This is a genomic window from Mesorhizobium sp. M7A.F.Ca.ET.027.03.2.1, assembly GCF_003999175.1.
GTDB lineage: Bacteria > Pseudomonadota > Alphaproteobacteria > Rhizobiales > Rhizobiaceae > Mesorhizobium.
Genome location: NZ_RZOM01001338.1, coordinates 1 through 1,372, shown reverse-complemented (window position 1 = coordinate 1,372; position 1,372 = coordinate 1). Strand labels below are relative to the sequence as shown.

Annotated in this window: 1 protein-coding gene and 1 pseudogene; both read left to right on the top strand. The window is 62.7% G+C overall.

The features are described from left to right. Nucleotides 1–339, top strand: a 339-nt coding sequence (locus EN750_RS34440; RefSeq protein WP_281062374.1) for an alpha-isopropylmalate synthase regulatory domain-containing protein, incomplete at its 5' end; no start/stop codon positions are given. Between the two features lie 184 nt (nt 340–523). Further along, nucleotides 524–1,372: pseudogene (locus tag EN750_RS34435) on the top strand (hypothetical protein); the annotation flags it as partial.

The window sequence follows — 1,372 nt, the reverse complement described above, 5'->3', positions numbered from 1 at the left end:
CACCACACCTATCCCAGCACCGAGATCAAGGGCCGGCGCGTCGTCGAGGCGGTCATCCTCGACGACGGCAAGGAAGTGACGATTACAGGCACGGGTACCGGCCCGATCGATGGGTTCGTCAATGCGCTGTCGCGCCATGTCGGCGTCGAGATGTCGGTGCTCGACTATTCCGAGCACTCGATGCAGCGCGGCTCGAACGCGTCGGCCATTTCGTATGTCGAGATGGAGTATCCCCAGGGCAAGCTGTTCGGCGCCGGCATCAACACCAACATCGTCGCCGCCTCACTGGAGGCGGTGATGTCTGCCGCGAACCGTATCGTCGGTAAAAAAGCCGGCTGACGCCCGACGGGAACAAAGATCGGAACCCACCCAACCTGGTGATCGGTTCCGATCTTTCGGGCCATTAACCACCGCGGAATTATCCGGTGGGTACGTGATCGCATAACGGGGTGTATACTTGTGTGGTGGTGCGGGACCTATATGATCGCGCCTCAACCTGTGCCGACTTCGAGAGGATCGACACTTGCAGCATGCCACGCCTGCCGCCCCCGCAGTGCGCGAGACACTGGAGCGACTGCTTGCCAGCCAAACGTTCGGCCGATCCGAACGCGCGCGCAAGCTGCTGCGTTATCTTGTCGAACGTGAACAGGCCGGCGAAGCCGACAGGCTCAAGGGCTTTTCCATTGCCATGGATGTTTTCGGCAAGGACGGCGACTTCGATCCGTCCACCGATGCCGTGGTGCGTGTGCAGGCAGGCAGGCTGCGCGAGCTTCTGCAGCACTATTTTGCCAATGAGGGAATTGCCGAGCCGGTCCGCATCGCCATTCCGCGCGGCGGCTATGTTCCTGCCTATGAATTGAACGCGATCCGCCTGCCGGATATTGCCGAGTCTGTTCCCGAACTCAGGCTGGACGGCGCCGCATCCACCGATCGGTCAAACGAAGCCGGCACGGGCATGCTGGAGGCGATGTCTCTGGCTTCCGTACCGTCTTCGCCGGCTCCCTCGGTGGCGCGCCATCTCCGCTTTTTCTGGATGGCGATCGCTCTGGTCATCGCCATGCTGGGCGTACTGATCCTTCGCCAGGGCAGCACTGCCTTGCTGGCAGGCGGCGACATCTCGGCAACGGAGATCGCTGGCGCAACCGCAAGCATCACGGCATCGGCAAGGGCTGACGCCCTGCCGCAAGTCTATATCGGACTGAAGGCTGACGGCCCCGACGCCAGCCGTGTCGCCGCATCGCTGCGCGCCGGCCTGAGTGGCTTCGATACGATCGACTTCATCGGCCGCGACACCGTCGGCGATCCGGCCGACGACGCGACGAGCTTCATATTCGACGTCCTATCTGGACCGGACGCGGGCGACATCACGATC